At 68.7% G+C, this 24,280-nt stretch carries 21 protein-coding genes; 6 read left to right on the top strand and 15 right to left on the bottom strand.

Going from position 1 to position 24,280, the window contains the following annotated elements; translation table 11 throughout:
* Positions 1-4: 4 nt before the first annotated feature.
* The 3 genes from QF047_RS10285 to QF047_RS10275 are packed head-to-tail and all read right to left on the bottom strand — an operon-like array spanning position 5 to position 2,150.
* A complete protein-coding gene (locus QF047_RS10285) occupies positions 5-775 on the bottom strand; it encodes an MBL fold metallo-hydrolase (protein ID WP_307276393.1) in 771 nt (256 codons plus the stop codon).
* A 9-nt stretch (positions 776-784) separates the two neighbouring features.
* Positions 785-1,486 (bottom strand): SCO1664 family protein, encoded by a 702-nt coding sequence (locus QF047_RS10280; RefSeq protein WP_307276391.1) that lies wholly within the window; start codon positions 1,484-1,486, stop codon positions 785-787.
* 31 nt (positions 1,487-1,517) lie between these two features.
* A complete protein-coding gene (locus QF047_RS10275; RefSeq protein ID WP_307276388.1) occupies positions 1,518-2,150 on the bottom strand; it encodes an MSMEG_4193 family putative phosphomutase in 633 nt (210 codons plus the stop codon).
* Between the two features lie 91 nt (positions 2,151-2,241).
* On the opposite strand from QF047_RS10275, the gene QF047_RS10270 reads away from it, so the two are divergent.
* On the top strand, positions 2,242-3,630 hold the full coding sequence (locus QF047_RS10270) for a sigma 54-interacting transcriptional regulator (protein WP_307276385.1): 1,389 nt from the start codon (positions 2,242-2,244) through the stop codon (positions 3,628-3,630).
* Between the two features lie 54 nt (positions 3,631-3,684).
* Positions 3,685-5,700, top strand: coding sequence for a VWA domain-containing protein (locus QF047_RS10265; RefSeq protein WP_307276383.1), 2,016 nt, complete (start codon positions 3,685-3,687; stop codon positions 5,698-5,700).
* Between the two features lie 15 nt (positions 5,701-5,715).
* Here QF047_RS10265 and map read toward each other — a convergent pair whose 3' ends face one another.
* From map to QF047_RS10225, 8 genes are all read right to left on the bottom strand, one after another.
* A complete protein-coding gene (gene map / locus QF047_RS10260) occupies positions 5,716-6,492 on the bottom strand; it encodes a type I methionyl aminopeptidase (protein ID WP_307276378.1) in 777 nt (258 codons plus the stop codon).
* Positions 6,493-6,534: 42 nt separating this feature from the next.
* Positions 6,535-7,818, bottom strand: coding sequence for an MFS transporter (locus QF047_RS10255; RefSeq protein WP_307281883.1), 1,284 nt, complete (start codon positions 7,816-7,818; stop codon positions 6,535-6,537).
* 116 nt (positions 7,819-7,934) lie between these two features.
* Positions 7,935-9,122, bottom strand: coding sequence for a VWA domain-containing protein (locus QF047_RS10250; protein ID WP_307276374.1), 1,188 nt, complete (start codon positions 9,120-9,122; stop codon positions 7,935-7,937).
* Positions 9,119-11,176, bottom strand: a complete 2,058-nt coding sequence (locus QF047_RS10245) for a DUF5682 family protein (protein WP_307276371.1) — start codon at positions 11,174-11,176, stop codon at positions 9,119-9,121. The genes QF047_RS10250 and QF047_RS10245 overlap by 4 nt, the downstream gene beginning before the upstream one ends.
* Positions 11,121-11,456 carry a DUF5682 family protein gene (locus QF047_RS10240; RefSeq protein ID WP_307276369.1) on the bottom strand — a complete coding sequence of 112 codons (336 nt, stop codon included), beginning with the start codon at positions 11,454-11,456 and terminating at the stop codon, positions 11,121-11,123. Before QF047_RS10240 ends, QF047_RS10245 begins: the two co-directional genes overlap by 56 nt.
* 18 nt (positions 11,457-11,474) lie before the next feature.
* Positions 11,475-12,581 carry an AAA family ATPase gene (locus QF047_RS10235; RefSeq protein ID WP_307276365.1) on the bottom strand — a complete coding sequence of 369 codons (1,107 nt, stop codon included), beginning with the start codon at positions 12,579-12,581 and terminating at the stop codon, positions 11,475-11,477.
* Positions 12,578-14,053: a DUF5691 domain-containing protein gene (locus QF047_RS10230; RefSeq protein ID WP_307276362.1), complete on the bottom strand. Its 1,476-nt coding sequence runs from the start codon at positions 14,051-14,053 to the stop codon at positions 12,578-12,580. The genes QF047_RS10235 and QF047_RS10230 overlap by 4 nt, the downstream gene beginning before the upstream one ends.
* Positions 14,050-15,348 (bottom strand): SWIM zinc finger family protein, encoded by a 1,299-nt coding sequence (locus QF047_RS10225; RefSeq protein WP_307276360.1) that lies wholly within the window; start codon positions 15,346-15,348, stop codon positions 14,050-14,052. The genes QF047_RS10230 and QF047_RS10225 overlap by 4 nt, the downstream gene beginning before the upstream one ends.
* Before the next feature lie 103 nt (positions 15,349-15,451).
* On the opposite strand from QF047_RS10225, the gene QF047_RS10220 reads away from it, so the two are divergent.
* From QF047_RS10220 to QF047_RS10205, 4 genes are all read left to right on the top strand, one after another.
* The gene (locus QF047_RS10220) at positions 15,452-16,396 is read left to right on the top strand and encodes a 5'-3' exonuclease (RefSeq protein WP_307276358.1); all 945 of its coding nucleotides are present in this window, start codon (positions 15,452-15,454) and stop codon (positions 16,394-16,396) included.
* 156 nt (positions 16,397-16,552) lie between these two features.
* Positions 16,553-16,759, top strand: a complete 207-nt coding sequence (locus tag QF047_RS10215) for a hypothetical protein (protein ID WP_307276355.1) — start codon at positions 16,553-16,555, stop codon at positions 16,757-16,759.
* Positions 16,760-16,883: 124 nt separating this feature from the next.
* Positions 16,884-17,309 (top strand): ChaB family protein, encoded by a 426-nt coding sequence (locus QF047_RS10210; protein ID WP_307276353.1) that lies wholly within the window; start codon positions 16,884-16,886, stop codon positions 17,307-17,309.
* A gap of 47 nt (positions 17,310-17,356) precedes the next feature.
* Positions 17,357-19,522: an elongation factor G-like protein EF-G2 gene (locus QF047_RS10205; protein WP_307276350.1), complete on the top strand. Its 2,166-nt coding sequence runs from the start codon at positions 17,357-17,359 to the stop codon at positions 19,520-19,522.
* 33 nt (positions 19,523-19,555) lie between these two features.
* On the opposite strand, the gene QF047_RS10200 is transcribed toward QF047_RS10205, so the two are convergent.
* Genes QF047_RS10200 through QF047_RS10185 form a run of 4 tightly spaced genes read right to left on the bottom strand, consistent with a single transcriptional unit; the run spans position 19,556 to position 24,280 of the window.
* Entirely contained in the window at positions 19,556-20,767 is a 1,212-nt protein-coding gene (locus tag QF047_RS10200; protein ID WP_307276347.1) for a PLP-dependent aminotransferase family protein, read from the bottom strand.
* Positions 20,764-22,473, bottom strand: a complete 1,710-nt coding sequence (locus QF047_RS10195; RefSeq protein ID WP_307276345.1) for an ABC transporter ATP-binding protein — start codon at positions 22,471-22,473, stop codon at positions 20,764-20,766. Before QF047_RS10195 ends, QF047_RS10200 begins: the two co-directional genes overlap by 4 nt.
* Positions 22,470-23,321 carry an ABC transporter permease gene (locus QF047_RS10190; protein ID WP_307276342.1) on the bottom strand — a complete coding sequence of 284 codons (852 nt, stop codon included), beginning with the start codon at positions 23,319-23,321 and terminating at the stop codon, positions 22,470-22,472. The genes QF047_RS10195 and QF047_RS10190 overlap by 4 nt, the downstream gene beginning before the upstream one ends.
* A complete protein-coding gene (locus tag QF047_RS10185; RefSeq protein WP_307276339.1) occupies positions 23,318-24,280 on the bottom strand; it encodes an ABC transporter permease in 963 nt (320 codons plus the stop codon). The genes QF047_RS10190 and QF047_RS10185 overlap by 4 nt, the downstream gene beginning before the upstream one ends.

The raw sequence follows: 24,280 nt of genomic DNA, 5'->3' as shown, positions 1-24,280 counted from the left end.
TCTATCAGTCCTGGTTGCGCAGGGCCGCCAAGGCGTCTGCCAGGGTCATCTGCAGTGCCGGGCCGTGGCCGGGAAGGATCACGGACGCGGAGACGGCGTCGAACCGGCGCGTTGCCTCCAGGGCCGCGGCCGGATCCGAATGGAACATGGGATGCAGCATCTGGGGTCCGCTCTTCCGGCTCAGCGGATGGCCGGTTACAAAGGAATCCCCGACGGCGATGGCGCCGGCTTCCGGGAGCAGGATCACGGCATTCCCCGGCGTGTGTCCGGGCACTGCGATGGCTTCGGGACGGCCCGGCAGGCTGCGGAGCGTCTCCGCATCCCACGGCCGGGCCTGGGTTGCGGGCTGTGCCGTCAGTGCGCCGGCTTTGATGACGTGGAGCAACCAGCGGAAGACGCGGGGCTGCCAGGCGCGCACGATGACCTGGCCGAAGGTGACCTGGTGCTTTTCCCTGCCCTGGACGTGGGCCAGCTCTTCGGGCGCGCACAGGATGGCGGTGCCGAACGTGTTGGCGAAGTAGGCCGCGGACCCGGTGTGGTCAACATGGCCGTGCGTGATGAGCACAGCCCGGGCGTATGCGGGCTCCAGCCCCACGTGGCGGATAGACGCCAGGACCAGGGGGCGGTCGGACGGGTAGCCGGAGTCGATGAGCATGAAGCCCGTCAGGTCGCGGACCACGATCCAGTTCGAGGCCGGGCCCTGGACGTGAAAGACGCCTGGTGCCGGTTCGGAAACATGGGATGCGGGTTGCCAGTGGGCGGCTTCGGATTGCATTGAGGTGACCTACACCAGCGGCCAGGGGTAACGCATGCCCGTGGGGTCAACCGGCAGCACGCCGCTGTTCAGTACGCGCTGCACCCGGCGCCGCAGCGCCCGGACTTCCGCCGCATCCAGCAGCTCCGCCACCGGGGCAGGAACCTCTTCTCCAAGCGGGGCAATATCTTCCAGCAGGGCGTCCGGGACCGGTTCGCCGGCGAAGTCCCAGATGACCGTGCGCAGTTTGAAGTCTGCCGAAAAGCACAGCCCGTGGTCGATGCCCCACACGCGTCCGTCATGGCCGCGCAGCACGTGCCCGCTCTTGCGGTCGGTGTTGTTGGTAACGAAGTCGAACAGGGCAATCCGGGACAGGTCGCTGTGCGTTTCCGGCGCGTCCTCGTACAGGACGAAGTAGTGCTCCCGGTAGTCACACGCGACAAACCATTGCAGCGAGCCGACACCCAAGGGTGAGTCATCGCGGATCACCGTGGGCGGCACGAGGCCCCACTGCAGGTATTCGCTGAGCAGGTAGGCCGCGCGTTCGCGCCGGTACAGCCCGGGTTCAAAGTCGGACAACGGCCGTTCCCCGGACTCCGGTTTGTACACGGCCTGGGCCGAGTCGTCACCATCGGAGACGCGGACGAGGAAGGTGGCGTTGCTGCTGCGGGGAATGCGGGCCACCAGGTACACACGGCCTTCGCCCAGCAGTGTCAGCTCCCGCCCGGACACCGGCAGTCCCTTGGTTTGGCACCCACGGTTATCACGGCCCCCTCAGCCCGCTCAAAGGTTCCGCCGTCGAATTCACCATCAGCACCGCCGGCGGACGGCCCTCCACATACTCGACGGCCGACACTGAACCAGGGCTGATCATGATCCGCTGGAACAGGTCCAGATGCGTTCCCATGGCGTGCGCCACGGCGGCCTTGATGGGGTCGGCATGGGAGAAACATACGACGACGGCGGCGGGGTGTGCGGCGCGCAGCACCTCGAGTGCGCCAACCATCCGCGCCTGCATCTGCGTGAAGCTCTCCCCATTGGGAAAGCGGAACGTTGAGGGGCTGTGCTGCACGCCCTGCCATTGCGGCAGTGCCGCCAGTTCGGCGAGCGCCGCGCCCGTCCAGTCGCCGACGTCGCATTCGATCAGCCCGTCGTCGTGATGCAGCGGCAGGCCGGTGCGGGATGCGGAGGGGGCGGCAGTCTCGCTGGTGCGCTCCAGCGGCGACGAGTAGATGGCGTGGACGGGTAAACCCGTGAGGCGTTCGGCGACCCGGTCAGCCTGGGCCCGGCCCCGCTCGGACAGGTGCAGTCCCGGCGCGCGGCCAGGCAGCACCTTCCCGGTGGTGGGAGTCTCCCCATGGCGTATCAGGAGAAGGAGTGTGCTCTGAGCAGTCATCAACACCAAGAGTAAGGGGACCGGCGGGTCTGGGTGTGACGATTCCCGGAATTTCCTCGATTCCGGGCAGGGGTAGGGCTACCGTGGAGTGGTGACTGATCGTCCCGAAATCTTCACTGTTGGTGAATTGCGTGCAGCCGGCCATATCCAGAAAGACCTGCGCCACGAAATCCGCGACAACCTGCTTGCCGTGCTCGCCGAAGGGCGTGATCCTTGGCCCGGGCTGTACGGCTTCAGCCGCACCGTCCTTCCCCAGCTCGAGCGCGCCCTGATCGCAGGCCATGACGTGGTGCTGCTGGGTGAGCGGGGGCAGGGCAAGACGCGGCTCCTGCGCACGCTGGCCGGGCTGCTGGACGAGTGGTCGCCAGTGATCGAGGACTCGGAACTGAACGAGCACCCGTACGAGCCCATTACCGAGCAGTCGCGGGCCCGTGCCCTCACCGAAGGGGACAGGCTGCGGGTGGCGTGGCGGCACCGCTCCGAACGCTACGTCGAGAAGCTTGCGACGCCGGATACCTCAGTCGCCGACTTGATCGGCGACGTTGACCCGATGCGCGTGGCCGAGGGCCGCCGCCTGGGCGATCCGGAGACCATCCACTACGGCCTGGTCCCGCGTTCCAACCGCGGCATCATCGCCATCAATGAACTGCCGGACCTGGCCGAACGGATCCAGGTGTCAATGCTCAACGTGATGGAGGAGCGCGATATCCAGATCCGAGGCTACGTGCTCCGGCTGCCGCTGGACGTGCTCGTGGTCGCGTCCGCCAATCCGGAGGACTACACCAACCGCGGCCGGATCATCACGCCCCTGAAGGACCGGTTCGGCGCCGAGATCCGCACGCACTACCCCATCGAGCTGGACGACGAGGTGGCCGTGGTCCGGCAGGAGGGACAGCTGGTGGCCGACGTTCCGCCGGTCATCCTGGAAATCCTGGCCCGCTACACCCGCGCGCTCCGGCAGTCCCCGGCGATCAACCAGACCTCCGGCGTCTCGGCCCGGTTCGCCATCGCCGGAGCCGAAACAGTTGCGGCCGCTGCACTGCGCCGCGCCAGCGTCCGCGGCGAAGGGGAAGCCGTGGCGCGGATCGTGGACCTGGGCGCCGCGGTGGACGTCCTCTCGGGAAAGATCGAATTCGAGTCCGGCGAGGAAGGCCGCGAACAGGCCGTCCTCGACCACCTCCTGCGGACGGCCACGGCAGAAGCGGTGCGCGCCCACTACCACGGCATCGACCTGGGCCCGCTTGTCGCCGCACTCGACGGTCACCGGACAGTCACCACCGGGGAGCACGTCACCGCCCAGGAATTCCTCGAGAACCTGCCCTCCCTCAATGGGTCCGGGCTTTACGACGAGATCAGCGGGCGCCTGGGCGCGACGAACCAGGGGCAGCGTGCTGCCGCCATCGAACTTGCCCTGGAAGGCTTGTACCTGGCCCGCCGGATCTCCAAGGAGTCCGACGACGAGGAAACCATCTACGGCTAGCCGCAGGGCTGGAAGCAGTACAGCCAGGAACAGGCGGCCGGAACAGGAGGCGTCATGGCCAGCCACAACCACTCCGCCAGGTACGGCCGCTACACCGGCGGGCCGGACCCGCTCGCGCCGCCGGTTGACCTTGCCGAGGCGCTGGACGCCGTCGCCGAAGACGTGATGGCCGGCTACTCACCCCGGCATGCGCTGCAGGAGTTCCTGCGCCGCGGCGGCCGGGACCGGGAGGGCCTGGATGATCTTGCGCGGCGGGTCCAGCAGCGCCGCAGCGAACTGCTGGGCCGGCACCGGCTGGACGGCACCCTGAACGAGGTGCAGAAGCTCTTGGAGACGGCGGTGCTGGAGGAGCGCAAGCAGCTGGCCCGCGACGCCATGATGGACAACAACGATCGCGCCTTCCGGGAGATGCAGCTGCAGAACCTGCCGCAGTCCACAGCGGCTGCGGTCAACGAACTGGCTTCCTATGACTGGCAGTCGGGCACCGCCCGGGAGGCCTACGAGCGGATCAAGGACCTGCTGGGCCGGGAGGTCCTGGACCAGAGGTTCGCCGGCATGAAGCAGGCACTCCAAAACGCCACGGACGAGGACAAGGCAGCCGTGGCCGGGATGCTGCGGGACCTCAATGAACTGTTGGACAAACACCGGCGCGGCGAGGACACGGAGGCGGATTTCCAGGAGTTCATGGCCCAGCACGGGGGCTTCTTTCCGGAGAACCCCGAGTCCGTCGAGGAGCTGATTGACGCCCTCGCCAAGCGGGCGGCCGCTGCCCAACGGCTCCTGCAATCGATGTCTCCCGAGCAGCGTGATGAGCTGATGCGGCTTTCCGCCCAGGCCTTCGGCTCCCCGGAACCGATGGCCCAGCTTGACCAGCTCGACTCGAGCCTGCGGGCCCTCCGGCCGGGCGAGGACTGGACAGGTTCGGAGCGATTCGAGGGCCAGGAAGGCATGGGGTTGGGCGACGGGACCGGCGTGCTCCAAGACATCGCTGAACTGGACGGACTGGCAGACCAGCTGTCCCAGTCCTACAACGGTTCGAACCTGGATGACCTGGACCTCGATGCCCTCGCCCGCCAGCTCGGGCAGAACGCCGCCGTCACTGCCCGCACCCTGGCCGAAATTGAACGGGCCATGCAGGACGGCGGCTACCTGCGGCGGGGAAGCGACGGCGACCTGCGGCTGTCCCCGCAGGCCATGCGGCAACTCGGCAGGTCCCTGCTGCGCGACACCGCAAAGCAGCTGTCCGGCCGGCAGGGGCGGCGGGACACCCGCGTGGCCGGTGCCGCCGGCGAGCAGACCGGGTCGAGCCGCCAGTGGGAGTTCGGGGACGCCGAGCCCTGGGACGTCACGCGCACCCTGACCAACGCGATCAGCCGCACCGTGGCCGGCGGCGGCAACCCGGCCCAGGGGCTCCACCTCACCGCTGCCGACATCGAAGTCAGCGAAACCGAGGCCCGTACCCAGGCCGCCGTCGTCCTGCTCGTTGACGTCTCCTTCTCCATGGCCGCCGAGGGGCGCTGGGTGCTGATGAAGCGCACTGCGCTGGCGCTGCACCACCTCATCTCCACGCGGTTCCGCGGAGACCGGCTGGAGTTGGTCACGTTCGGGCGTTATGCGCGGTCCATGGACATCGGCGAGCTGACGGCCCTGCCGTCCCGGCGGGAACAGGGAACCAACCTCCATCACGGCCTGCTGCTGGCCGGCCGCTTCTTCCGCCGCCATCCGTCGATGCAGCCTGTCCTCCTGCTGGTGACCGACGGCGAACCCACGGTCCATCTGCTTCCGGACGGCGAGGCCTGGTTCTGCTGGCCCTCCGACCCCGAAACCATCCGGGTCACGGTGGCCGAGCTCGACCGGCTGGGGCGTGCCGGCACGCAGGCCACGTTCTTCCGGCTCGGAAACGACCCCAGCTTGGAACGGTTCGTGCAGCGGATGGCCCGGCGGGTGGGAGCCAGGGTTGTGGCGCCCGACGTCGGAGGCCTGGGCGCTGCGGTGGTGGGGGAGTACCTGCGCGCACATTTCCGCGGCCGGGCATTCGACGACGCCGACTGGGCCACCTGGGACCGCTGACTGGCTGGCGGGGTGTTACTTCTGAGTTGGCAGGGTCATGATTTCCGCACCGTCATCGGTGATGGCGATCGTGTGCTCGCTGTGGGCTGTCAGGCAGCCGGTGGCGCTGCGGAGCGTCCACCCGTCGGCATCGGTGACGAGTTCCGCGGTGTCCGCCATCACCCATGGTTCCAGCGCCAGCAGGAGCCCGGGACGCAGGGTGTACCCGCGGCCGGGCCGTCCGGTGTTGGGAACGTGCGGGTCCTGGTGCATGCTTGATCCGATGCCGTGGCCGCCGAACTGGGTGTTGACCGGGTAGCCCGCCTCGCTGAGGACGGAACCGATGGCATGGGAGATGTCGCCGATGCGCGCTCCGGGACCGGCCACTGCGATCCCGGCATACAGGGCGCGTTCGGTCGCGTCGATCATGGTGATGCCCTCCAACGGCTTGGCGTCGCCCACGATAAAGCTGATGGCGGAGTCCGCAGCCACTCCGCCTTTGGAGACGGCGAGGTCGAGTGTCAGCAGGTCGCCGTCGGCCAGTGTGTAGTCGTAGGGCATCCCGTGCAGCACGGCGTCGTTGACGGCCGTGCAGATGTAGTGGCCGAACGGCCCGCGTCCGAAGGACGGCTCGTAGTCGATGTAGCAGGACGAGGATCCGGCGCCGAGGATCATCTCCCCGGCCCACCGGTTGATGTCCAGGAGGTTGGTTCCCACTGCCGCCCGGCGCTTCAGGTCCTGCAGGATATCAGCGACCAGGGCTCCGGTTTCCCTTGCCCGGGAGATTTCGGTGGGGCTCAGGATCTCGATCATGCGGGGCCTTCCTCGGGGAGACCAACAACTATACCCACCGTCTCAGGCGCGGGAATCTTCGGCGGGTCCCTTGTCCTGGGCCTTAGTGGACGCATTGGCCTCATCGGCCGGGGAGCCCTGCCGCCGGCTGGCCAGCAGGAACGGCACCGCCAGAAGCTGGATAACCCCCGCAATGGCCAAGGATGCGGCATAGCCGTACAAGTCGGCGCTCCGGCCGAGCAATGGCTGAACTACGGCGCCACCGCTCGATCCCATCAGCGAGTCGAAGCTGAGGACCGTGGCCCGCTCTTTCGACGGGATCATGTCGTTGATGTATGCCGGCCGCACCGGCCTTGCCGAGGAGTCGACGATGGCCCAGACCGCCAGCAGGACCAGGGCCACCCAGAACACCCGGGTAAACCCCAGCACCAGAAAAATCAAAGTACTGATACAGCCGCTGACGATCAGTACCGAAGTGCGTTTGCGGAACAGGCTTCGGGCGTAGGGTGCGAGCCAACCGCCAATGACCTGCGCGCCCGCCACAATTGCGGCGGCGAGCCCGGCCACCGAGTAGGCATTGGGGTCGCCGAAGAGCTCCAGCAGGTACGGCTGCAGGGCGTAGAAGACATAAATGCCGACGCCGGCGCTGAAGGGCGCGGCCAGCATCACGTAGCGGACGGGCCGGATTTTCAGTCCGTTATCGATCGACGCGGACAGGACGGCGCGGGTCGCCCCGAGCGGGTGGGTGGAGCGCGCGGGGGTGAAACCGACGTCGTGCATGAGCCACATGGCTACGGCGAACATTGCCAGCAACACCCCTGCCCGCACCAGGAACGGCACGCCCAGATTCGTGGCCTGGGCGATCGCCCCGCCGGATGCAGAGCCGGCCAGCATCGCCGCCCCCGCCACCATCTGTCCGCGGCCGAATACTGCCTCCAGCCCGCCTTCATAGCCGGAGTAGCGGAGTGCATCAACAAGCCAGGCCTCAACGGCTCCGGAGAAGAAGGTGAAGCCCAGGCCGAGCAGGACCGACACCACGGCCCATAACGGGAACGGGGCGGAGAACTGCCACAGGAGGTAATAGAGGAAGGTGGAGCCGGCGAGGGTCACGGTTCCCAGCAGGAACGACACCCGGCGGCCCCAGCCATCGGCGACCACCCCGGTAGGAATTTCGAAAATCACCATGCCCACCGTGAAGAACGCGTTCGCGGCGAAGGCTTCGAAGTTGCTGAGCCCGGCGTCCAGCAGGAACAGTGTGTTCACGCCCCAGATGAAGGAGGCCGCAAGGGTATTGCCCAGCGTCAACGTCAGGTAGATGCGCTGGATCCTTCGGGCAGCGGCGTTCATGGGTTCGCTGCCCGCCCTGCGGAGAGCGGGGATCACGAGGCCATTCTCGCCCCGTTCAGCCCGCTATGCCAGAGGCCCCCGCCATGGCCGGTGTTCCCCACCCGGCTGTTCAGCCGTTAAGACTCGTGCGTGGCGGGGATGTCGTGCGATGCGGCCCATTCGCCCACATCCCGCCGCTCAATGGCCGCCGCCATGAGGTCCGGGAACAGGTCCGGGGTGCAGGCGAAAGCGGGGACGCCGATGCCGGCGAGGGCCGCGGCGTGGCTGGAGTCGAACGACGGGTGGCCGCTGTCGCTCAGGGCCAGCAGCGCGATCATGGTGGCACCGGATCCGACGATGCTCGCGGCGCGCCGCAGCATCTCCTCGGGGATGCCGCCTTCGTAGAGATCGCTGATGAGCACCAGGATGGTCTCGGTGGGCTGGGTGATCCGGTCCTGGCAGTAGGCGAGGGCACGATTGATGTCCGTGCCGCCGCCCAGCTGCACGCCGAACAGCACATCGACCGGATCTTCCAGCTCGTCCGTCAGGTCAACCACTTCGGTGTCGAAGACCACCAGCCGGGTGCGGACCGACCGCAGGGAGCCGAGCACCGCGCCGAACACACTGGAGTACACCACGGATTCGGCCATGGAGCCGGACTGGTCGACGCACAGGATGATTTCGCGCTGGATCTCGGTGCTGCGCCGGGCGTGGCCCACCAGCCGTTCGGGAACAACGGTGTGGTACCTGGGCTGGTAGTGCTTGAGGTTCGCGGCGATGGTCCTGTTCCAGTCGATGTCCCGGTGCCTGGGCCGCCTGGTCCGGGCGGCCCGGTTCAACGCGCCGGTGACCGCCTGGATGGTCCTGGCACGCAGCCGTTCCTCCAGCTCGTCCGTCACCTGCCGCACCACAGCCCTGGCCGTCTCGCGGGAGTGCTCCGGGATCACCCGGCCGAGGCCGATCAGCGTACTGACAAGGCCGACGTCGGGCTGTACCGTCCGCAGCATCTCCGGCTCCAGGAGCAGCTGCTTCAGGCCCAGCCGGTCCATGGCGTCCGCCTGCATCACCTGCACCACACTGGACGGGAAGTACCTGCGGATGTCGCCCAGCCAGCGGGACACCCGGGGGCTGGACGCGCCGAGGCCGCCGCGGCGGCGCTGCTCGTCCTCGTACAGGTCCTCCAGGGCCTGGTCCCGCCGGGCATCGGCGACCGAAAGTTCCACCCTGTTGCCGTTGCCGTCAGTAACCCCGTCCGCCCCGTGCCCGCCGAGCACCAGCCGCCACCGGCCCAGGCGGCTGCGGCTGTCGTTATCCGGTTCTGTCACGCCACCACGTCCCATCCGAGATACCGGGCCATCGTCCGGACCGCCGGTCCGGCCGCGGCGAAGTCCAGTGTTTCGTCGCTTCCGGCGTGGACGGTGCCGCCCAGCCTGCTGACCTGTTCGCCGATCTCCCGCCGTTCCGGCTGGCTGAACGCCGAGAATGTCCTGCGCAGGAGCGGCAGGACATCGGCAAAGATGTCCTCGTCAACGCCTGCCACCCAGCCGTCCACGAGCTGCAGGAGGCGCGGGTCGTAAATCAGCAGCGTGGCGTCGCCGGAGACCAGGCCGTCCAGCCAGGCGGCGGCTTCCCTGGCTGGAGCGGCAATGGACAGCCGGCGGCTGAGCCTGGCGGCAACCTCACCGGTTTCCACCAGTCCTGCGTCCAGCAGGAGCCGGGTTGCCCTTCCCGCCACCGAACCATGGATCACATCTGAGCCCGCGACGGCAGCCAGCGCCCGGTGCCAGTCATCCAAGGGCAGGTCCGGCACCAGGGACAGGCCCTGCTGGGCAGAGTCAACGGCGCGGCGCATCTGCGCGGCAGCTTCATCATCCAGGCCTGCGCAGGCCGTGGGCAGGCCCACGCAGGCCCGCACTACGGTGGTGTCCAGGATCTTCCGCACGCCGGTGACGTCTACTCCACGGACGTTGCCGTACCGGCAGGTGCGGGCCAGGGGTGCGATGGTTTGCAGCAGCGGGGCGACGTCCTGCTGCAGGGCGGTCCGCTCGGCGAGGACCGCCACCACCGCGTCAAGTCCCTCGGGCAGGTCGGCGAGGAGGCAGTACTCGAGCAATTCACCCAGGCTGGCCAGGCTGCCGTCTTCCCGGGCGGTTTCGGAGACGCAGGCTGCGGCAGCCGCGGCAACGGTGGTACCGTACCGGCTGGCCTCCACCACGGCGATGGCCAGTTCCGGCTTCCACTGCAGCGTCCATGCCTCCTTGAACGTTCCCAGGGTCCGGCCCGTTTCGGTGGGGATTCCCCAGTCCACTCCGAGCAGTGCCAGCCGGTGCAGCAGCACCGAGCGGGCCAGCTGGGCGGGCTTGCGCAGGTCGAGGGTCAGGACCTCCTCCAGGGCGCTTGGCTTCCACCGCAGCCTGCGCTGGGTGGCGGCAAGATCGGCGGCGAGGGGGACGGTGGGGGCGGAGTCCGGGACGCTTCCCAGCTCGAGCCCCACGTTCAGTTCCCGGTGCACCAGGGCCAGCGGCAGCGCCGACCCGTCACACAGCACCGCCTGCGCGGCATCATCAAGTTCCGCCAGCCCCGGGCTGGGTCGGCCGCGGACGGCGGCGAGCGCGTTTGCCATTCGGCTGGCATCCACCACGGAAGCCGTTGACGCGTCCAGGTTCTCTAGCCGCAGGGCGCGCGCTACCCGGACCAGCCAGGTGGTGGATACCTGCGTGCCGGGGTCCTGGCCCATCCAGTGGGTAAAGAGATGCTGGTACCAGCCGGGCGCCGTGACGCCGGCACCGTAGCCGCTGGCCAGGCTGAGCCGTCCGGAGGTCCAAGGAACCCAGGTGACGGCCACCTTGGTTTTGGGCAGGCCGGCCAGCACCTTGTTGTCGGCCGAGACCGGAGGGAAGTCCGCGGGCACCAGCGCCGGGGCATGGAACGCACCGCACACCACGGCAATCCGCGCGTGCCCCTCGCGGAGGGCGGCACGCAGCAGCCGCCGCATCGAGGCCTCCCGCCGGTTGTTTTCCACCACATCCGGATGGTGGGCGGGCCTGTCATCGGCGGCGCGGATCTCGGCAATAGCGTCGGTGAGCGCAGCGAACCGTTCAACGGGGTCGCTGTGGCGGTGCTCGACGGCGTCCTCCCACCAGCGTTCGGCGTCGCTGTACCCGGCGGCGCGCGCAAGGATACCGATGGCGTCCGGCCGGTAGGGGCGTGACGGCGCGGCGGAGGTGCCGTCGTCGCCTTCCACTGACGGCGCCGAGTCGGGCAGCTGCTCCTCTGGCAGCGCCCCGCCTGGCATCTGCACGGTTGGCATCTGTACGGCAGGCTCAGCTGCCAGTTGCAGCGCAAAAGTGTGCGCCGCGGGAAGGTCGATGGCCCGCACCGGGGGTGCCGGTGGACAGTGCCCAGCGGATGGCCACCCATTCGGGGGAGAACGCGGCCATCGGGTAGAAGGAGGCCAGCCGGGGTTCGTCGGGGACATAGATCAGCCCGGCCACCGGCGGGACCATCTCGGGGTCGTTGAGGAGGGGGATCACCTGGTCCAGTTCCGGCGGCCCCTCCACGAGCACCAGGTCGGGCCGGAGGGCGGCGAGCGCCTCGGCTACGGAGTGCGCCGAGCCGGGGCCGTGGTGCCGGATCCCGAGGACGTGGACCTCTGTCATGGTTGAAGGAATCCCGGCCTAGTTCGACGATTCAAGGTCGCGGCAGGCCCGGTAAAGGTCCTTCCACTCCGGCCGGTTCCGCACCACGGTTTCCAGGTATTCCTGCCAGATCACCCGGTCCTGCACGGGATCCTTGACCACTGCCCCCACCAGGCTGGCGGCCACGTCCTGTGCGCGGACGGTTCCGTCCCCGAAGTGGGCAGCCAGGGAGAGGCCGTTGGTCATCACCGAGATGGCTTCCGCGGTGGACAGCGTGGCGGAGGGCGATTTGATGGTGGTCCGCTGGTCCTGTGTCACGCCGGCCCGGAGCTCGCGCATTACTGTCACCACCCGGCGGACCTCGGAGAGTGCGGCCAGGTCCGCCGGCAGTTCAAGGGCCTCGCCAAGGCTGCGGACGCGGGTGGTGACGATCTCCACCTCCTGTTCCATGCTGTCCGGGAGTGGGAGCACCACGGTGTTGAACCGGCGGCGGAGTGCTGAGGAGAGGTCGTTGACGCCTTTGTCCCGGTTGTTGGCCGTGGCGATGATGTTGAACCCCTTGCGTGCCTGGACCTCTTCGTTGAGTTCCGGAATGGGCAGGCTCTTTTCGCTCAGGATCGTGATGAGGGAGTCCTGCACATCGGAGGGGATCCTGGTGAGTTCCTCCACCCGCACCAGGCTCCCGGACTCCATGGCCCGCATGACCGGCCCGGGAACGAGGGCGGCGCGGGACGGTCCGTCGGCGAGCAAGCGGGCATAGTTCCAGCCATAGCGCAGTGCCTCTTCCGGAGTGCCGGCGGTGCCCTGCACCACCAGGGTGGAGGTTCCCGAGATGGCCGCCGCAAGGTGTTCGCCGAGCCAGGTCTTGGCCGTCCCGGGTACGCCGAGCAGCAGCAGCGCCCGGTCCGTGGCCAGTGATGCCACGGCGATTTCCACGAGCCGTTCCGACCCCAGGTACTTGGGCGTGATGCGGACGCCGTTGGGCAGGGTGCCGCCGAGGATGTAGGTGGTGACGGCCCAGGGGGACAGCCGCCAGCTGGGCGGCCGGGGCCGGTCGTCCGCGGCGGCGAGGGCTGTGAGCTCCCCGGCGTAGGCGTTTTCGGCGTGGGCGCGCAGAACACCCTGGGTGGGCTGGGCATCGGTCATTGGAAGGCCTCCGTCAGGGATTGTCGGAACGATTGGTATTGCACGGCGTCGCGGAGCACGCGGCGCCGGCCGGCGTCGTCGTCGGAGCGCTCCAGCAGCTGCCGGCATTGCCCGGCCGCTTCGGGCGGAAGCGCCGGGGGAAGGATGCCGGCCAGCATGACCGCCAGCTGGCCGCCGTTTTTGGCGGCGACCTGCTCCAGCACTGCCGCAGCCAGCGGCGGTCCCCACGGGCGGGGAAGGCTGCGGAGCGGTTCAACCAGCGCGAAGGGCTGCGCCGCGCCGCTTCGGAGATGCCGCAGCAGCCTTTCCTCGCGTTCAGCCGGGGGCAGGCAAGCAAGCAGGCGCAGGTCCAGGCGGTCATCGAGCAGCGCCCGTACCCACTCAAGGTCGGCCCGGAGGGCAGCAGTGAATGCAATGGCCTCCAGCACACGGGTTTCGCCTATGAGCAGCGCAAGGACCGACGCCGGGCTGCGGCCGGCAACAGCTGTCCAGACATCGAGCGGGGCGCCGCGGATGATGGCATCAAGCCGGGCCAGCCGGTCGGGTTCGCCGCTGCGGGGATCCGCGGGAATCCCATCCCGCAGCGCGGCGGCGTCAGGTTCCGGGGGGAGCCCGACGTCGATGTGTTTGCGCAGCACGCCGCCAGGCCGGAGCAGAGGGCGGAGCCGGGCGGCCATCCGGGCAGCGCGGGCGCTGTCCGGCAGCCGGTCGAGCAGGCCGGCGGCAGTGTCCCGGACGCTTTTGGCTTTGCTGTCCAGGGCACGCTCCAGCAGTTCCTCGTCGGCGGAACCCAGGTTTGTGGCAAACGCAGCAAGGTGGGCTGCAAGCTCCCGGGCGGCCAGGCCCTCCCAGTGCTGGCCGAGCTGCCAGCGGGCTGCTGCCGGATCGGTGCCGCGGAGCCGTTCCAGTTCCGTGGTGGCGTCAGTGCCGGCCAGTTCTGTCCAGTCATCCGCTGCCGGAGCTTGCACGTGTCCGCCCGGTAGATCGTTGCCCCCTGGGTTTTCCGCGAGCAGGCGTTGAAGCCAGCGGCCCCGCGCTCCGATGGCCGGGTGCAGGTGTTGCGCCACCGATGGTTTGGAATCCGCCAGTGTAAGGAGTGGAGGGAGGAGCCGGTGCGGAACCCGCAACCCTGAAGCGGTGGCGCACTGCAGCCAGTCCGCCACCAGTTGGGTGCGCAGTTCCGCGCCGACCGGCGGCTGGGTGAGCAGGAGGTCCAGCAGCCGGACGGCCTCGCCGGTTGCCTGGGGGCAATCGTCCGGTGGCGCGGGCGCGGCCAGCGTGGTGGGATCAAGGCGGTGGGGAATCCGGGCGGCGCGGGTGACGGCGTCGGCGAGCGCGGCCTGGTCCAGGAGTAATTCCTCGGCCGGCAGCCCTTCAGGCGGGCGGACGCCCAGCTCGGCGGGCGGGGAAGGCGCCGGATGCCGGGCGGTCCCCACCAGGGCGGCGGCCCGAAGCTCCTCCGGCCAGGTCATGGCGTCACCACTGCACCATTCACGACGACGGACAGCGGGCGCACGCGGCCCTCCTCCAGCTCGCCGAAAAGGTCGACGGGATGGCCGCCGGTGAGGGCGAGCAGGGCGTCCAGGGGCGCATCGACCAGGGGGAGGGCATCGCCGGTTTCGTCCTGAAGCCACCCGGAGCCACCGGTGCAGACGCGCACCCCGGCGAGCAGCACCGGGTGCCGCTCCCGCCACGGGGACAGGGCGACGGCGGCCGACTCGTCACCGAGTGCCGAGGCAATAGTGCTTCCCTGGCCCAGGGTTTCAGCCGTTCCTCGCGGGCCCACTGTGCCGGCAAACATCGCCCGCTGAGGTGCCGGTCCAGGGTACCGGGCCACTGTGGCGTCCAGCACCGACCCGGCGAGTTGGGGCGTAGCCAGGGACTCGCTTCGGGCAGCGAAATCCAGGAGGAGCACCACGGTTCCGTCCGGCCCGCGCAGCCAGGTCCGCTGCTGCTGGAGCCGCCCGTCGTCGGTGCGGTGGGCGCCAAGCACCAGCCATGGACCCGGCAACGCCTCTGTTCCCCGGACTTCCGCTGCAGGAACCGTCCAGCCAACGGCGACGCGGAGGTCGGCCAGCTCCTCAGGGGTCAGGTGCTCCCGCAGGGGCCAGGCTTTGGTGAGCGCCCACCAGCGGCCAGCCCGGTGGAGGAGGTGATCGGTCCAGTCGCTGCGGGCGTGGATGTCCGAGCCCATGGCCCGTACTTGTTCTGCCAGTCCAGGGAGTTGGGCGTCCACCAGGCGGGCAGCCGCCCCGTCCCACCAGGAATATGGCTGCGTCCGGGCGGACGCCATGCCGGTCCGCACCAGGTCCGCCAGCCAGCGGGAGAAGTCGCTGATGCCGGCGTCCATCAGCGCCAGCCGGTCGGCCAGCCTTTTGGCCTGCGCCGCCGGATCGGCCGGCTGCTCAGGCTCGCGCCGCTCACGCTCTGTTGCCCGGTCCGCCCGCTGGGCGGCCCATTCCTGGGCGTATCCGGCAGCTTCCATGCCGCCGTCGGCCGCTTCTCCCCGTGACCACAGCAGCAGGAGGGCAAGCGCGTGCTTGCAGGGGAACTTCCGGCTCGGGCAGGAACAGCGGTAAGCGGGGGCGGCGATGTCAACGCTCACCTGGTAGGGCGTCTTTCCGCTGCCCTGGCATTTGCCCCAGACCAGCACGTCATTGCTGCCGGTGCCGGACCAGGGCCCCGGGCGGGCGAGCTTGCGGGCGGCGGCCAGGGATGCGGCATCGGGCGCGGCGCCGGCCACCCTGTCCTCGCTCCAACGCCCCATAAAGCACATTGTGCCCGATGTTCCCCCACCCGCAAGGGGGACCGGCGGCGTGGCGGCCGCCCCGTCCTGCCCCGGGACGCCCTCTTCCGTGTCAGGATCAGGTATGCCTGACCGCCTGATGCTGCTGGACACCGCCTCGCTCTACTTCCGTGCCTTCTACGGCCTGCCCGATTCGATCCGCCGCCCGGACGGGACACCCGTCAACGCGGTCCGGGGCCTCCTGGACATGATCGCCCGGCTTACCACCGACTACGGGGCCACGCACCTGATTGCCTGCTGGGATGACGACTGGCGGCCGCAATGGCGGGTGGACCTTCTTCCCACCTATAAGGCCCACCGGGTGGCCGAGGCGAACACCGGCACTCCTGACGTGGAGGTCGTGCCGGATGCACTCGAGGCGCAACTGCCCATGATCCGAAAGGTCCTGGGGCTGGCCGGCATCGCCATCGTCGGTGCGGCGGAGCACGAGGCCGACGACGTTGTGGGCACCTACGCCAGCCATGCCGGCATCCCTGTGGACGTGGTGACAGGGGACCGGGATCTTTTCCAGGTGTGCGATGACGGGCGCCAGGTACGCGTCATCTACACCGCCCGCGGCATGAGGAACCTGGAGGTGATGACCGAGGAAGTGGTGGTGGGAAAGTACCGCGTGTTGCCCCAGCAGTACGCCGATTACGCCACGCTCCGCGGTGACGCCTCGGACGGGCTGCCCGGTGTGGCGGGAATAGGTGAAAAGACAGCGTCCACTTTGCTCTTGAAGTACGGAACCCTCGAAAACCTGCTGGAAGCAGCAGCAGATGCCCGCAGCGGACTCTCGTCACCTGTCCGGGCCAGGCTGGAGGCCGCCGCGGACTACCTCACAGCCGCGCCCGCCGTCGTACGCCTTGTCCGCGACCTCGACCTGCCCAGCCTGGAGGAGGCCGGCGCCCAGCTGCACCCCGTCACCGGAGACCCCCGCACCGAACTGGAGCGCCTCGCCACTGAGTGGAACCTGGGCGGCTCTGTGCGGCGGCTCCTCGATGCACTGGACCGGACCGCGCCAGCCTGAAGGCCACCGCCCGGCGCGGGGACTGCCTGGCCGGAGTTTGCGGAAACTGCCCATTTCTTGAGGAAAAGTGACATCCAAGCAGGCATCCCCTGCGGCTAGGGTGGGCTTCATTGGTTCAAGCAGCCGGACCTCTTCACCGGGGGATTGGAATGGGTCATGGCTGATAGCCCGCACACGGCCGGCGCCGGTAAAGACGAAGGCCGGAAGAAACGCCGGCCGTCCAAGCCGGGGGATGCCGAGGACGTGCAGCAGGAAGAATCCGCGGCATCGGGGCCGGAGGAAGAGGCTGCCGGGCCGGAGGAAACTCCCCGCCCTCCACGGCTTTATGGCTACGACCCGGACCAATGGCCGGAACCGCATTGATGCACGGTTACGGATCCAGGGTTCCGGAAAGGCTCGCGCCGCCCGCTGCAGGCAGACAAGCAAAGCCGGGCGTGGCTAAGCTGGGTGTGTTCCAGATCTTGCTGACGAAAGTACGGTGAGTGCCATGCCAAAAACGGGAAAGAACGATCACGCCCGCAAGGACGAGCTTCCCTCAACCCTGCAGCGCTCGGACCAGAAGGCACAGGACACCTTCGCCAAAACCTACGATTCGGCGATGGAGTCCTATAACAAGGACGAAAGCCGTGCCGCCCGCGCCGCCTATGCCTCCTTGAAGCACAGCTACGAAAAGGTGGGGGACCACTGGGAGCCCAAGGAGAAGCGCGGGCCTTCGGACGAGCGGGCGGAAAAGGGTCTTGGCGCGGCTGAGCCCACGGCCGGCGGCGTGGACGCCAATGCCTCCAAGAAGCACCTGATGGAGCGGGCCCGGGAACTGGATATCAGCGGCCGCTCCTCGATGGACAAGGAAGGACTCGTCAAAGCGCTGCAGAAGGCGAACGACGCCGCAACCCGCAAGGCACGTGGCCGCTAAAAACAGCGGCCAGTAACACAACCAGGCAAAGACGCCAGGAGGTTCGGATGTCGGTCAAAGGCACCAAGGACGCAGCAGGCCGGGGCGGGCCGGAGGGACGCCAGGGCAGCGGCTCCGCCGGCATCACGCCCACCGATCCTGCCCTGGTCCGGAATGTGGCGCTCGTTGGCCGTTCCGGTGCCGGCAAGACAACCCTCATCGAGGCGCTGCTTGAGGCCAACGGGATGATCACGCGGAAGGGCTCGGTGGTTGACGGAACCACCGTGAGCGATTCCGATCCCGCCGCCATCCACCAGCAGCGCTCCGTGGCGTTGTCCGTGGTGCCGCTGCCCGTGGCGGGCATGAAGATCAACCTCCTGGATACGCCCGGCTATCCGGACTTCATCGGCGAACTCCGCGCGGGCCTGCGCGCCGCGGACGCCGTCCTGTTCGCCGTCTCCGCCGTGGACGGGGTGGACGCCGGCACCACCGCCATCTGGCAGGAATGCCAGTACCTGGGAATTCCCCGCGCCCTGGTCATCACCCGGCTGGACCATCCCCGGGCTGATTACGACGGCGTCCTGGCCGCCTGCCGCGAAGCGTTCGGCGACACGGTGCTGCCGTTGTATGTCCCGGTCCGGGGCGGCGGGAACGTCACCGGCCTGCTCGGCCTGCTGTCCGGGAGGGTCTTTGAGTATCCGGCGGAGAATTCCGGGCCGCCGGCACGGGCGGCGGAAGCGGGGGAGCTGGCGGCAGCGGAGTCCGCCCGGGCGGAGCTGATCGAGGGAATTATCGCCGAAAGCGAGGACGAGACGCTAATGGACCGTTACCTCGGCGGCGAGGACATCGCAGCCGACGTCCTCATCCCGGACCTGGAAACCGCCGTCGCCCGCGGTTCATTTTTCCCTGCAGTGCCTGCCTCGGCCGTGACCGGGCTGGGAACCGCCGAACTGCTGGAGCTCCTGACCAAGGCGTTTCCCTCTCCCCCGGAGCGCAGCCTGCCGGGGGCCACCGACCTGTCCGGGGCCCCGGTCCGGTCCCTTGCCTGCGACCCGGCCGGGCCGCTCGCGGCGGAGGTGGTCCGCACCACGGTGGACGCCTTCCTGGGCCGTGTCTGCCTAGTCCGGGTCTTCTCCGGAACCCTGAGCGGGGACACGCCGGTCCATGTGAGCGGGCACGGGCTGGCGGACCGCGGGCACCAGGACCATGACACCGACGAACGGCTCACCCACCTCTACTCGCCGCTGGGAGCCACCCTTCGCCCCGTCCCTTTTTGCATCGCCGGTGACATTGCAGCCGTCGCCAAGCTGGGCACGGCCGAGACCGGGGACACGATCTCCGCGAAAGACCAGCCGCTGCTGCTGGCCACCTGGGAGATGCCGGAGCCGCTGATGCCTGTCGCCATCGAAGCCGATTCCCACAGCGACGAGGATGCCCTTGCCCGCAGCCTGGGCAAGGTGGCCGCCGGAGATCCGACGCTTCGGGTGGAGCGGAACGCTGAAACCCACCAGCTGATCCTCTGGTGCATGGGGGAGGCGCACGCGGAAGTGGTGCTGGACAGGCTGCGGGACCAGGGCGTGAAGCTGCACACCGTGGGCGTGGTGACACCGCTGCGGGAAACCTTCGCAACTGCCGCCGTCGGGCACGGGCGCCACGTCAAACAGTCCGGCGGCCACGGCCAGTACGCGGTGTGCGACATCGAGGTGGAACCGCTGGCCCGGGGCGCCGGCTTCGAATTCATCGACAAAACAGTGGGCGGCGTGATTCCGGGAACGTTTATTTCGTCCGTGGAAAAGGGCGTCCGGGCGCAGATGCAGAAGGGTGTTGCTTCCGGCTTTCCCGTGGTGGACCTCCGTGTGACCCTGGTGGGAGGCAAAGCACACAGTGTTGATTCCTCCGACGCAGCCTTCCAGGCAGCCGGGGCGCTGGCGCTGCGGGAGGCTGCCGCCGGGGGCAGTATCCAGCTGCTCGAGCCTGTCTCGTCAGTGGTGCTCAGCGTTCCGGACGAGCATGTGGGAACAGTGATGAGCGATCTTTCCGGGCGCCGCGGCCGGCTCACGGGGACCTCGTCATCCGGCGGGGACCGGACCGAAATCACCGCGGAGGTCCCGGACCAGGAACTCCTGAAATACGCGGTGGAACTGCGCGCCCTGACGGCCGGCACCGGTACTTTCAGCCGCAGCTACCTCCGGCATGACCCGGTGCCGGGCAACCTTGCCGCTGCCGGGCGTTGACACGGATTGCCCGCCGATTGCTCGCGGAACCGGCTACTGCTTCTTCAGTGCCCTCGCCAGCCTTTTTACTGCCTCTTCCAGCCGCGCCGCGTCCACGTCGCCGTAGGCAAGGCGCAGGTGCCGCGCGGAATCCGTACCGGGACCTGAGGGGAAGAAGGAACCGCGCTGGTACTCCACTCCTTCGGCGCTCGCATCCGCTGCCAGCTGGTCCGGATCGATGCTGTCATTCCGCAGTTTGGGCCAGAGGAACAGGCCGCCGCCCGGAAGGGTAGTCTCAAACGCTCCCGGGGCTTCCCGTTCCAGTGCCGCGACCAGGGTCTCCGCCCGGGTCCGGTACAGCTCCCGCGCACGTCCGAGCGTGGCATCGAAGAGGCCGGGTTCCGAGGTCAGCATCTCACCCACCACCGCCTGCACCAGCGTGGAGCTGTGCGAGTCCTGCCTGCTGCGGAGCGCTGCAATGTCGCCTGCAAGGGGCTCCGGCACCACCAGCCAGCCCAGCCGGAGTCCCGGGCCGAGCGTCTTGGTGAACGTGTTGATATGGATGACGTGGTCCGAGAAGTTGAAGGCGTCCACGCTTTCCGGCCCGCCGGTGTACCACAGCTCACGGTAGGGGTTGTCTGCGAGGATCACGAACCCGTACTGCTCGGCGAGCCGCACCAGCTCCGCACGTTGCTCCGCGGGGAGCGTGCCCTGGGAAGGGTTATGGAAGTCCGGGACGGTGTAGAGCGCGGAGGGCCTTGCCCCGCTCCGGAGGCGGTCCGCCAATTCGTCAACATCCAGGCCCCTGGGCCCCACCCTTACCGGCAGGATGTCGGCGGCGGACAGCTGAAGCCCGCGCAGGAACAAGGGGAAGATGGGGTTGTCCACGGCCACCAGGTCGCCGCGCTCCACCACCGTCTGGATGGCCAGCGACAATCCGTGGAAGCCGCCATTCGTGATGATGACCCGCTCCACCGGTACACCCTCCCGGGCCGCGATCCACTCCCGCAGCGGCGAAATCCCTTCAGTGCGGGAGTACTGCAGGGCGGGGACTCCGGGCCGGGCCAGGACCCGGGCGGTGGCAGCAGCCAGTTCGGTTGCCGGAAGGACGCCCGGGTCCGGGATGCCGCCAAGGAGTTCAATCGCGTCCCCCCGCCTGTCCCGGAGGGTGGTGTCACCAAATCCCTTGGGCGCCGTGAAGCCGGCGATCAGGGCAGGTTTGCGGGCCGGCGCGCGGACCACGGTGGGAGTTGAGGTTACGGTCATGATGCCGCCTTTGCTGGCTCGTAGGTCGTGAGGGGTGCGGATCCGGCCGCCCCCGCGGGGGCGGTGCCGGCTCCGGGAATCGCGTCCAGGAGTGCCCTGGTGTAGGGGTGCTGCGGCCGGGTGAAGATCTGGTCCACACTGCCTTGCTCCACCACCTGGCCCTGCCGCAGGACGGATACGGTGTCCGCGACCTGCCGCACCAGGGCAAGGTCGTGCGAGACGAACAGATAGGTCAGGCCGAGGTCGCGCTGGAGCCGGGCAAGGAGTTCAAGGATGCCTGCCTGCACGCTGACGTCCAGCGCTGAGGTTGGTTCATCCAGGACCACGACGTCGGGGCGCACCACGAGGGCGCGGGCAATGGCCACCCGCTGCCGCTGCCCGCCGGACAGCTGCGCCGGCCGGCGGGCCGCAACGTCCGCCGGCAAACCCACTGACTCCAGCGCTTCACGGACCCGGGCGCCGCGGGTGGCCTTGTCTCCCACACCAAACCGGTCCAGCGGTTCCCGGACGATCCTGCCCACCCGCCAGGTGGGGTCCAGCGACGTGAACGGGTTCTGGTAGACCAGCTGCAGGTGGCGGCGCACGTCGCGGAGGCCTGTTCGGTTGAGGCCGGCAGTGGACTGGCCGCCCACTTCGATGGCACCGCTATCGGCCCGGTCGAGGCCGAGGAGGAGCCGGACCGCCGTAGTTTTTCCGGATCCGGACTCACCCACCAGGGCGTGCGTCCGGCCGCGATCAACCGAGAAGGATACGTTGTCGACGGCGAGGACCTCCTTGTGCCCGGCGTGGAACCGTTTGGTGACACCCTTCACGGCGATCTGGATTTGCCGGCCAGCGGTGCCGTCCGGCTCGGCCGCGCGCTGGCTGCGGTACCGGTCCGGGTTCAAGGCGGGAACGTCCGCCTGGAGGCTCCGCGCATATTCGGTGCGCGGAGCGGCGAACACCTCGCGGGAAGGTCCCTGCTCCTGGACCGTGCCGTTTTTGAGAACCACGAGCGAATCGGCGCGCTCGGCGGCGATTGCCAGGTCATGGGTGATCAGCAGGAGGCTGATGTCCAGTTCCTGCCGCAGGTCACCCAGCATGTCCAGGATGAGCTTCTGCACCGTGACGTCGAGGGCCGACGTCGGTTCATCGGCCACGATCAGGGACGGGCGCGGCAGCACTGTCAGCGCGATCAGGACGCGCTGCAGCATGCCGCCGGAGAGCTGGTGCGGGTACGAGTCGTAAACGCGGCCCGGGTCCGGCAGGCCCACCTGTTCGAACACCTGCAGGATGCTGCGGCGCCTGCTCCCGGGGTCCGTGCCGCCGAGCAGCGCTGCAGCTTCCTGTGCCTGGGCGCCGATGGTGCGTACCGGGTTCAGGGCAGAGCCGGGATCCTGCGGGATGAATCCGAGGGAGCGGCCGCGCAGCGGGCGGAAGTGCCGTTCCGGCGTGTTGAGGACCTCGGCCCCGTCCAGCCGGACACTCCCGGCCACCCGCGCCCCGCCCTGCGGCAGCAGCCGCAGCACGGCTTTGGCGATAGTGGATTTTCCCGACCCGGACTCGCCGATCAGCGCAAGGCTTTCACCCCTGTTGAGCGAAAAGCCGACATTGTGGACCACCTCGTCCGCTCCGTAGGCAACGGTCAGGCCTTCCACTTTCAGCAGCGTGTTGTTTTTGATGGCGGGCAATGGACTGTCCTTTGCGCTCAGCTTCACGGGACTCATTTGGTATTCCTCAGCCAGCGGCTGATCCGGTTGACGGACAGCACCGTGACCACAATGACCAGGGCCGGCGCGTAGACCAGCCAGGGCGCCGTGGGGTAGGTCTTGCCGGACGCCACCAGGAGGCCCCAGTCCGACGCCGGCGGGGGATCCCCGTAGCCGAGGAATGCCAGGGAGGCGATCACCAGGATGGACGTGCCGAACTGCAGGACCGCCAGCACCAGCACTGAGCGGTAGGCGTTGGGCAGGACGTGAGCCAGCAGCGCCTGGAGCCGGTTGCCGCCGGAGAGGTAGGACGCCTCAACAAATGCCGCCCGGCGGACCCGGATCACTTCCGCGCGCATCAGGCGGGCAAAAACCGCGACGGCGGAGACGCCGGTGGCGATGGCGGCATTGATGGTCTGGAAGCCCAGCGAGCTGACGATGACCACTGCGAGGAGGAACCCGGGGATGGCGAGCAGGACGTCGACGAAGCGGCCCAGCGTGGTGTCCACCCAGCCGCTGCGGAAGCCGCTGGCCAATCCGATGGCACTTCCCACCACCAGGCCGATCAGGACGGCCACCAGTGCACTGGTGACGGAGGACGCCGTCCCGTACACCACCCGGGCGTACTGGTCGCGGCCCAGGTAGTCCGTGCCGAACCAGTGCGCCGGTGACGGCGCCGCGAGCTTGCTGGCCGTGGCGCCCGTGACCGGGCTGTAGGAGGTGAAGACGCCGGGCAGCAGCGACCATGCCACCACCAGGACAAGGACCAGCAATGACAGCACGACGGTTGGCGGAATTGCTGAACGGGTACGGAGTTTTGCTGCGCCGGCACTGCGGAGGCGGGCGAAGGCCAGGCTGGCGCTCATGCGTCCACCGCCTCTCTGATGCGGACCCGGGGATCCAGCAAAGGTGTCAATAGGTCGGCGGCCAGGTTGACCGCCACGAAAACCACTGCGGACAGGGAGACGACGGCCTGCAGGACCGGCTGGTCCTCACCCGTGACCGCCTTCTGGACCACCGTCCCGATTCCGTCCCGCCCGAAAATCGTCTCGGTGATGACCGAGCCGCCCAGGAGTTCTCCCACGATCAGGGCGATCATTGCCACTGACGGCAGCGCGGAAGGTTTGACCAGGTGCCTTGCGAAAAGCGCCGCTTCCGTCAGGCCCCGGGAACGGGCCACCAGCGCATACTCCTGCCGCGATTCGTGGTCAAGGCTGGCGATCAGCACTTCGGCCAGCGGCGCCGACACGGGAACCGCCAGGGTGATGGCGGCAAAAAGTGTGGCGGCGGCGCTGTTGGGATCCGTGGTGGTGAAGGAGTGCAGGCGGAAGGCGAACAGTTCGATCAGCACCAGGCCGATGACGAAGTTGGGAACGGACAGGAACAGCGACGGGATGGAGCGGAGGACGCCGGCAGCCTTCGCCGGCGCATAGTGGGCCCCGTAGGCGATGGCTACTGCAAAAACCAGGGCGATGACCAGGGCGGTGGAGGCCAGGGTGAGCGTTGACGGCAGGGCGTCGCCCACCAGCTGCGCTACGGGAAGGTTGGACTGCAGCGAGAAGCCCAGCTGCCCGGTCAGGAACCGGCCCAGGGACAGGGCGAGCTGCACCAGCACCGGTTGGTCCAGGCCGTAGTAGGCAACAATCCGCTGGATGTCGGCCTCGCTGAGTCCGGACTGCGGGTCCCGGAGGGTGTTGGTGACGGAGTCACCCGGCAGGACGCTGATCACCAGGAACGCCAGGACGTAGGCGAGCAGGACGACGGCGGCTGCCTGGCCTGCGCGGGTGAGGGCGAAGCGGCGGTATCCGCGGGTCACGGCTGCCAT

The organism is Arthrobacter sp. W4I7 (genome assembly GCF_030816215.1).
GTDB lineage: Bacteria > Actinomycetota > Actinomycetes > Actinomycetales > Micrococcaceae > Arthrobacter > Arthrobacter siccitolerans_A.
This window is presented reverse-complemented; position numbering and strand designations above follow the sequence as displayed.